Annotated in this window: 7 protein-coding genes and 1 pseudogene; 2 read left to right on the plus strand and 6 right to left on the minus strand. The window is 43.4% G+C overall.

The genetic code is table 11. From position 1 onward, the window contains the following. Positions 1–495: 495 nt before the first annotated feature. The 5 genes from LC605_RS06055 to era form a co-directional block, all read right to left on the minus strand. Complete coding sequence (locus tag LC605_RS06055) at positions 496–2,796, minus strand: PhoD-like phosphatase (protein ID WP_229546658.1); 2,301 nt, start codon at positions 2,794–2,796, stop codon at positions 496–498. A 425-nt stretch (positions 2,797–3,221) separates the two neighbouring features. Further along, the gene (locus LC605_RS06060; RefSeq protein ID WP_229546659.1) at positions 3,222–4,613 is read right to left on the minus strand and encodes a malic enzyme-like NAD(P)-binding protein; all 1,392 of its coding nucleotides are present in this window, start codon (positions 4,611–4,613) and stop codon (positions 3,222–3,224) included. 475 nt (positions 4,614–5,088) lie between these two features. Then, complete coding sequence (gene psbA / locus LC605_RS06065) at positions 5,089–6,159, minus strand: photosystem II q(b) protein (RefSeq protein ID WP_229546660.1); 1,071 nt, start codon at positions 6,157–6,159, stop codon at positions 5,089–5,091. Positions 6,160–6,443: 284 nt separating this feature from the next. Then, positions 6,444–7,121, minus strand: coding sequence for a response regulator transcription factor (locus tag LC605_RS06070; RefSeq protein WP_229546661.1), 678 nt, complete (start codon positions 7,119–7,121; stop codon positions 6,444–6,446). Between the two features lie 2 nt (positions 7,122–7,123). Then, a complete protein-coding gene (era, locus tag LC605_RS06075) occupies positions 7,124–8,098 on the minus strand; it encodes a GTPase Era (protein ID WP_229546662.1) in 975 nt (324 codons plus the stop codon). A 406-nt stretch (positions 8,099–8,504) separates the two neighbouring features. Here era and LC605_RS06080 point away from each other — a divergent pair, with 406 nt between their 5' ends. After that, a complete protein-coding gene (locus tag LC605_RS06080) occupies positions 8,505–8,819 on the plus strand; it encodes a YkvA family protein (RefSeq protein WP_229546663.1) in 315 nt (104 codons plus the stop codon). 97 nt (positions 8,820–8,916) lie between these two features. On the opposite strand, the pseudogene LC605_RS06085 reads toward LC605_RS06080, so the two are convergent. Next, a pseudogene (locus LC605_RS06085) lies at positions 8,917–9,021 on the minus strand (GxxExxY protein); the annotation flags it as partial. 61 nt (positions 9,022–9,082) lie between these two features. Between LC605_RS06085 and LC605_RS06090 the strand changes: the two are divergent. Then, a complete protein-coding gene (locus tag LC605_RS06090) occupies positions 9,083–9,235 on the plus strand; it encodes a hypothetical protein (protein WP_309143258.1) in 153 nt (50 codons plus the stop codon). Positions 9,236–9,319: the final 84 nt, after the last annotated feature.

Here is a 9,319-nt window from a genome sequence, read left to right on the forward strand (position 1 = left end):
TAACGCATATTTAATTTCACTTCTATGTGTATTAGACATAGGAGTGAAAAAGAATGTAGACAGGTACATACGTGTCAACTTAAGCCTTGGCGAAGGTCATTCGCGGCTATACAAGCTTTCGTCCGCCTGCGCCGACTTTGGTCAAATCAAGGTTTTGAAACCCAGGTCGGTGGGTGAGAGTTTGTGTAGACGCGGTTTTTAACCCAATACACTTGGGTTAGGCATTTCCTCCTTCTCTCTTCTCTCTTCTCTCTGTGTTCTCTGCGCCTCTGTGGTTCGTAAAAAAAAGAGTTTCAGCCCTTTTATGAACCGTATTGGTTTTTAACCGCCCGTTTCACGTTAAGTTGACATTTTGAGTTTGTAGTCAACGCGAGTGCGTCTCGTTGGCGCAGCCTCTCGTAGAGAAGAGAGGACTTTAGTCCTCAAAATCAGGGCTGAAGCCCCGACTACAAACTAAAAGCTTTGATTTTTTGTGACACTTGCGTAAGTCCTAATCTAAAATCTAAAATTCCCTAACAATGACTGATTAGGCCTTAACTGACTCTCAAAACGGCTGTAAACAACTTGGGTTGGATACCAAGAAGAAAACCAGTACAAATCTTGAATAACTTTGCCAGAACTACTTTCATCTAGTAAATCAAAGTGAACCAGACCTAAATTATTCAATCCAATTACTTCTCGCCCGTCCTGAAACCAACGAGATTTCCACCACATCAGGGGTTGTAACCATTTCCATTTAGCATTTTCGGCTCGTTTCCAGGGAGCTATCAAGGATAATACATCTGCTGTGTAGGCGTAAGTCTGAACACTGTTTCCAGGTATCCACTCCAGTACACAATGCCAGTCCGAGTTAGTCAGCAACTGGCGATTATGGTGTAATTGTTTCGCGGGAATTTCTACCATATTGGGTGGATTGATCCAACCAATCCAATGTCGCACTTTTTCTGGTAGTAGCCAATCTTTCAATCGTGTATGAATAAGCCGCGTTAAAATCTCTTCATTCTTCAATGCACTAGCGGTTAATTGCACTAAGACAGACTGTAATTTGGAATGGGTGCGTGCATAAGACAAGCGAGCAACAGAACTGTAGTGGATATCTCCAGATAGAATAATTACTTGTTGACGTTCCTCAAACAAGGTGGTTAGCAATTTCGCCAGTGCTTCAACATTAATGTTCCAAGCATCTCCAACATCCGTTGAAAAAACTTTCTCGTGTTGTAAATTCCAATGGTGAATCCAATCAATGACTTGTAGTCCAAATACATTGGTGGGCGCAATCACAAATGTAGTTTGAATCTGAGTTTGTTCAGCTATTTCTTGTAAAGGTAAAAGTAGTTGTTGCTCGAAGGCTTTTGGACACAACAGCATCGGCGGCGCGATTGGTTTTTGATCGGCTGGATAACCCCTTCTCGTACGTGTATCCAGCACAATTACTTCATGGCGATCGCTCCTGACGATGTAGTTCCAAGTCAGTGCTTCGGGATGTCGATCGAGAATGAATACTGAACCGTCTCGGACTAAAATAGGTAAGCCTGTGTGGGGATCCTTGGCTGGCATACCTACATAACGAGCGATCGCCTGATCAGCCTTGACATCTCTCCCTTGGGAAGCTGACCAAGCTTGTGCAGCTGCTAACAGCTTTTCACCGGATTGACCTTGTGCAAATTGCTCTGGTGTATTTCCCCACCCTTGAAAGACCGTGTAAGCTAACAAGGCATTTTGGACTATTCTTCGCCCCAAGGGACGCCCCAATACTCGCAAACACCAAGCCTGGTTCAAATTCCAGTCATCAGTAACGTCATGGTCATCAAAGATGGTGTACATGGGAATATTGGCAAGGGCGCGGCGCACTTTCCAAAGGGTATAAATGAATTGTCGCAAATGCCGGACTGCTCGATTCCAGTTTTTGATCGCATGGCGATCGCGCGTTACTTGGTGTCCTTTGGGAAATGCGATCGGCCAGCACACTGGCGACCAAGCTAGTAAATAAGTAGCGTAATACTCCCCCAGGCTGAAAAGATGACTGTTAACTTTCTCAGCTTTCTGATGTAATCCTGCGGTCAAACCAGCTTGATTTGTCGCAATTTCAGCCCGCTCTCCAGGGGATAGCTGCTGGGGAGTGCAGTACAATTCATTCACCGGAAGTTGTTCTTCCCAGCCCAAGAGGGTATCACCAAGAGTACTGGCAACCCACAACGACGGATCTGCTACATCATCGCCGTAAATTTGATCTCCAGTGAGGAATAGTTGGTGCGGACGGTGTTGAGGTTGATTCGCTGACGTTTCAATCAAACTGTCGAGAATCGGCAGTGCATCAAACCCATGACCATGAGGTTTACGGCAGGAAGCATGGATAATTTGCAAATCTTGCAGACGGTTTGGCGGCAAAACAAAGGTTGGTTTTTGATGCTCAAAGTAGCTGATGCTGACTGTCGGAAATGAGTTTGAGCATAATGCTTGTTGTAGCGTTTGCGGGGATAGGTTCGCGAAAGTGAATTGGAGGTCGTATGCATAGATGCGATTATTAGTTAAACGATGCCCCTCCGTAGACCGAGCCGTTATCGCAACTACATGAAGATATTTACCTAGAGAAACGGTACAGCGTTCCCCCTCCAATGAGCAATTTCCTACTGTTTCACCATCATTTGTTGTGTCATAAACTTTGAGTTCTACCTGACAAGACTGTTTCAGTGCCACCCATACTGTCACTGAGTCGAGTTCAGTATGTTTTAGAATTGGCCCCGCCAAAATTAGTGGCAGTTCTTGTAAAAACTCGTCCCCAACTTGATACTTCATTGCAAACAGTTAACAAAGTGGTGTTTTGGATCATGCTGCTTTATTTATAATCCAATCACCAAAGGGAGGCGACTCTTTCGCCAGCTCAATCTATCATGGCTCATAATGCAATACACTTGGGTTAAACATTTCCTCCTTCTCTCTTCTCTCTGTGTTCTCTGCGCCTCTGTGGTTCGTAAAAAAAAGAGTTTCAGCCCTTTTGTGAACCGTATTGGCTAATAATGCAATACAGTTCAGTTAAGGCTAAAACTCTTTGCCAAAGTCAATTTTTTTAACGAACCGCAAAGGACGCAAAGGACGCAAAGAAAGAGAAGAAAGAGAACAAAGAAATGCTTAACTGAACTGTATTGTACTATCGGAGACTGCATACAAAGATATGCTGTGGGACGAGGGAGACACCCATCCCACAAGAGTCATTATTTTAATTAATTTCGAGCGATACCTTCTTCACGCGCTGCACGTTGCACAGCAGCAGCAACAGCAGTGACGACGCGCTCATCAAAGACTGAAGGAATAATATGTTCTCGATCCAAGTCTGAAGGCTTGACTAAAGAAGCGATCGCACTTGCGGCTTCCAGGTACATTTTGATGGTAATTGTCTGTGCCCGACAATCTAAAGCACCACGGAATACTCCAGGAAAAGCAAGGACGTTATTGATCTGATTTGGGTAATCACTGCGACCGGTGGCGATGACAGCAACATCTTTACTGATTAATTCTGGCTGAATCTCTGGAATGGGATTTGCCATTGCAAAGACAATTGGATCTTTCGCCATCGATTGTACCATTTCTGGTGTCAAAACTCCCGGTGCGCTGACGCCAATAAAGACATCTGCTCCTTGCATTGCACCCGCTAATGTACCTTGAGCTTTCACGGCAAATTCGAGTTTTTCTTCTGTGAGGTCGGTGCGACTGGTAGAGATAATCCCTTTAGAGTCACACATCCAGATTTTTTCTGCGCCAGCTTTCCTCAGTAATCGAGCGATCGCTACACCAGCCGCCCCAGCACCGTTAATCACGATCCTAATTTCCGCTATTGACTTGTGTACCACCTTTAGGGAATTAAATAACGCTGCCAAGGTGACAATTGCCGTACCGTGCTGGTCATCGTGAAAAACGGGGATATCTAATTCTTGGCGTAATCTCTTTTCAATTTCAAAGCAGCGAGGTGCAGCGATATCCTCTAAATTTACACCCCCAAATACCGGAGCGATATTCTTAACTGTCTGGATAATTTCTTCTGTATCTTGGGTGGCGAGACAGATGGGAAAAGCATCCAGCCCTGCAAATTCCTTGAATAGCATTGCTTTACCTTCCATGACTGGTAGGGCTGCTGCTGGGCCGAGATTTCCCAAACCCAAAACGGCGCTACCATCGGTAACAATGGCAACAGTGTTTTGTTTGATGGTTAAGTTGTAAACTTGCTCTGGGTCTTGAGCGATCGCTGTACAAATTCGACCGACTCCGGGCGTGTAAGCCATTGCTAAATCAGACACACTCTTCAGGGAAATTCTGCTGGTAATGCTGATTTTGCCACCGCGATGCAAATTAAAGGTGCGATCGTGGACACTGAGTAAGTTGATGTCTGGCAATGCTTTCACTGCTTGCACAATGGTTTCAGCGTGTTCGGTACTAGCAGCATCCACAGTTAGATCGCGGGTGGACTCTTTGCGGGTTTGCTCGATTAAATCAATTTGACCAAGATTACCACCACAGGTTGCGATCGCTTGGGTTACTGACGCTAACATCCCTACACGATTGGGAATCTGCAAGCGCAGTGTCAAACTAAAACTAGAATTCGGAGTTAGGTCTGTCATGTTGATTTTGGATTTTAAGTTTTAGATCTTATATTGAATTGAGACGAAAACTAAAATCTGAGATTTGTAGTCAGTGGAAACAGGTCTAATGAATGTTAACTCTGGAGATACCGTCAGTAGTTAGTTTACTCACTACTCACAGTTTTGATAATTATTTTTATTTATACCAATATACATCTGGTGAAATTAAATATCCGTTACCCATAACCCTTGTAGAGACGTAGCAGTGCTACGTCTCTACATTCCTCCTATCTCTAGTGCATTTACTAGTATAAATGAGTAACAATTTAGTAAATGTACCCAAATACACCAGATATTTTTTGAAGATTTTATTAGCTTCATAAAAAAAGCGCCCTCCAGAGAGGGCGCGGTGAATTAGACATCTGGTAGAAATTAAATATGCGTTACCCAGAACCCTTGTAGAGACGTAGCAGTGCTACGTCTCTTTTTCGTAGATGTCTATTTTAACTTACAATTAACCGGCGATCGTTGCTACAGGTACTGCCTCACCAGCCGCTAAATCCAGAGGGAAGTTGTGAGCATTGCGCTCATGCATTACTTCTATACCCAAATTGGCGCGGTTTAGCACATCTGCCCATGTATTAATTACATGACCTTTGGAGTCCAGAATTGATTGGTTAAAGTTGAACCCGTTGAGGTTAAACGCCATCGTGCTGATGCCCAATGCCGTCAACCAGATACCAACTACAGGCCAAGCTGCTAAGAAAAAGTGCAAGGAACGCGAGTTGTTAAAGCTGGCATATTGCCAGATTAACCGCCCAAAGTAACCGTGAGCCGCTACGATGCTATAGGTTTCTTGTTCTTGACCAAACTTGTACCCATAGTTTACTGATTCAGCTTCAGTTGTCTCTCTGATTAGAGAAGAAGACACCAAAGAACCGTGCATTGCTGCGAACAAAGCACCACCGAACACCGCAGCTACACCTAATTCATGGAATGGGTGCATGAGGATGTTATGCTCGGCTTGGAATACCAACATGAAATTAAAAGTGCCGCTAATGCCCAGAGGCATCCCGTCAGAAAAACTACCTTGACCAATTGGATAAATTAAGAACACCGAAGTTGCAGCAGCTACAGGTGCAGAGTAAGCAACGCAAATCCAGGGACGCATCCCCAAACGATAGCTTAACTCCCATTGCCGACCGAGCCAGCAGAAGATTCCAATCAGGAAATGTAAAACAATGAGCTGATAAGGGCCGCCGTTGTAGAGCCATTCATCCATTGAAGCAGCTTCCCAAATTGGGTAGAAGTGCAAACCAATGGCGTTAGATGTGGGTACAACAGCACCAGTAATGATGTTATTGCCGTATAATAAAGAACCAGAAACTGGCTCCCGAATGCCGTCAATATCAACGGGTGGTGCAGCAATAAAGGCAATAATGAAACAGATGGTAGCGGTTAACAGGGTAGGAATCATTAAAACGCCGAACCAGCCAATATAAAGCCGATTGTCGGTGCTAGCAATCCATTGACAGAAACGATCCCACAGGTTGCCGCTTTCGCTTCTTCCTAGAGTTGTGGACATAACTGTGTTATTTATAAATCGCTGACAACAAACTCTCCCAATTCTTAAGAATTGAGACTTATAGTGTTTTCAAAGACTTTCGCCAAATACCTTCTCCCTAATGGCCGGGACTCTTTGGAATTTTCTCACACCAAAAATGCTGTTAACTAACTTCCCCAGGGAGATTGTGTGAAAAAGGGGAAACTTTTATCGGCTCATATCTCACGTTTTACATGAATGATTTGTATTTTTCAAGACATTTGCATTAAGTTTTACTAAGCTAAACGCTCAATAAACTCTGTGTATCAAACCAACCCAGAACGCAATGCGACAACTGCTGCTTGCACGCGATCGTCCACTGCTAATTTATTCATAATCCCTCGGACGTGAGTTTTGATGGTGTTGGGACTGAGATAGAGTTTTTCGGCAATCTCTGGGTTACTCAACCCGTCTACCATGAGTTTCAACACTTCTAACTCACGCCCAGATAAGTTAGCATTGTTGTTGGTAGGTGCAGGCGGTTTGAGATTGTCAATCACTCGCCGCGCAATTTGGGGATCGAGATAAGCTGCACCATCAACTGCGGCGGCGATCGCACTTAACAATCGTTCCACACTTGCACCTTTGATACAATATGCATCTGCACCGCTAGATAGTGCAGCAATAATTTCTGTCTCTGTTTGATGAGATGTCAGCATTACCACATGAGTTGCTGGTAGCGCCGCCTTAATTTGTTGTGTCGCCGCAATACCGTCCAATCGCGGTAACCCAATATCCATAACTACCAAATCTGGTTTCAGTTGCAGTGCGGCTTGGACTCCCAAATAACCATCTTCTGCTTGTCCAACAATTTCTAACTGAGGATGAGCCATTAACGATTGCTCTAATCCCAGTTGCATCATCGGATCATCTTCGACAATTAACACGCGCAATGGCAAAGCATTGGCGGGTAAATTTAAGGGATGGCGAGTATCTAAAGACATTTTTATTCTTCCACGCGATAGCCTAACTCTGCCAAACTGATACGCGACTGTCGCCATTTTGGTTGAACTTTCACAAACAATTCTAGGTAAACTTTACCAGCAATTAACTTTTGGATTTGTTCGCGGGCTTCACTACCAATTGCTTTGAGCATTGCTCCGCCTTTGCCTATGAGTATGCCTTTTTGGGAATCCCGTTCGACATTGATGGTAGCGAGTACACGGGTAATGCTGGGAGTTTCTTCTACTAAATCAATGGCGATCGCTACTGAATGGGGTACTTCTTCACGAGTCAATAATAAAATTTGTTCTCGGATTAATTCACCCATAATAAAGCGTTCTGGCTGATCAGTTACCAAATCTGGGGGATAATATAATGGCCCAGTTTCTAAATGTTCAATTAATAATTGTTGAAGTTGCGGTAATCCGGCACTAGTCTGGGCAGAAAATTTCACCATTTCCCATTCATGGGACTTGGCCATCTCGGCGTAACTATGATCTAGAAACTGAGAATCGATCGGTTGTTGGTCGATTTTGTTCATACCCATAATCACTGGTGTTTTGCTGCGACTGAGCAATTCAGCAATATAGCGATCGCCTGCTCCACAAGCCACCGCTCCATCTACTACAAATAGCACTACATCTACCGATTCAATGGCAATTTTGGCATTTTGCACCAATACTTCGCCCAATTGATGATGGGGCTTATGAATTCCTGGCGTATCTACAAATATTAACTGCGCCTCTGGTGTAGTCAATATACCGCGCAAACGGTTACGTGTTGTTTGCGCTACTGGTGATGTAATGGCTATTTTTTGTCCTACCAATTGATTCATTAAAGTAGATTTACCGACATTAGGACGACCAACAATGCCGATGAAACCTGATTTGAATTCAGGAGGAGCTTGGGGGATTGTTACTTCTCCTGAAAAAGAGAAAGTGTAATTATCAATACTAGTCACCTTTGGCTCCACCCTCATATTTTACAGCTGGGATAACTTGGTTTTTTCTTAGACACAAAACAAGCATAAAATTACCCTGGCATTTTTAGAGATTGCTTTTGCCGAGGTTTAATCTACTACTGGCTCTACACCTATATTTTACAGCTGAGATAATTTTATATTTGTTTTTAGATACAAAACAAACATAAAATTACTTTGGCATTGACAAGAAAGACTTTTACTTAAGTTTAATCTGCATAGTGTGATTATGGCTGTAGTAAATTGTGCTGTGGATACTTACGGATGAGAGGTTTTGGGAATTCGTCAAGGGACTGCTAACCTAGATTGTAAATTGTCGCGTCTTCCAGACTAATTAGGGCGGTTATTCGCACCGGGAGTTTTTAGGATAATTTGTCAAAATAAAAGATAACTGGAGGTTGCAAATATGAAATTTTCAATTCAATCACTTTACGCTTGGTATCGCAATGTGCTTCGTAACCCCAAATACCGTTGGTGGGTAATTTTAGGAACGTTGGTATATTTGGTCAGCCCATTTGATATTCTCCCAGATTTTATACCTGTTGCGGGACAGATTGATGATGTTTTTCTTTTGACCCTGCTAGTTAGTGAGGTGTCTGGGCTAGTAATTGAAGGTTGGAAAGCTCGTAAGGGTGATGTGGGCGCTGAAGCAGCTAATACTACTGAGGGTTCTACCTCTACTGGAAGCACGATTGATGTTGATGCTGTTTCGGTTAAGTAGTTTCAGTAAAACCCTTGCTTTTGGAATCGGAGGTGGGGGATTTTTTTTTTAACGCAAAGGAACGCAAAGGGAAGCGCAGAGGTTCGCAGAGGGGGAGTTAGAGGTTGTTGGCTACGCGTTTAATGCCTTCTTTGAGGTGGAGGACGTTAAAGTTGAGGAGAAGACCTAGTTTGCAGTTTGCTAGTTTGAGATAGGTTAAGATAGTTCCAACAATCAAGCCTGATTTTGATGTCAATAATATTGTTGGCATTGATGTAGGGCTTATAGATTTTATTGTTACTTCTGACATTGAAAGAATTGCTGCACCAAAGTTTTTACGTAAAGCTGAACGTAAATTAAAATCAGCGCAACGCAAAGTTTCTAGAAGAAAGAAGGGAAATAACCCGACAGGTGAGTCATCAATGGCAAATTGGTAAACCTTTTAATATCCGCGAGTCGATGCAAGAAATCACCTTGCGTGTCATTCTGCGGGTTGTATTCGGTTTGAATGATGGAGAGTT

The sequence above is a fragment of the Nostoc sp. CHAB 5836 genome (assembly GCF_020829445.1).
Classification (GTDB): Bacteria; Cyanobacteriota; Cyanobacteriia; order Cyanobacteriales; family Nostocaceae; genus Nostoc.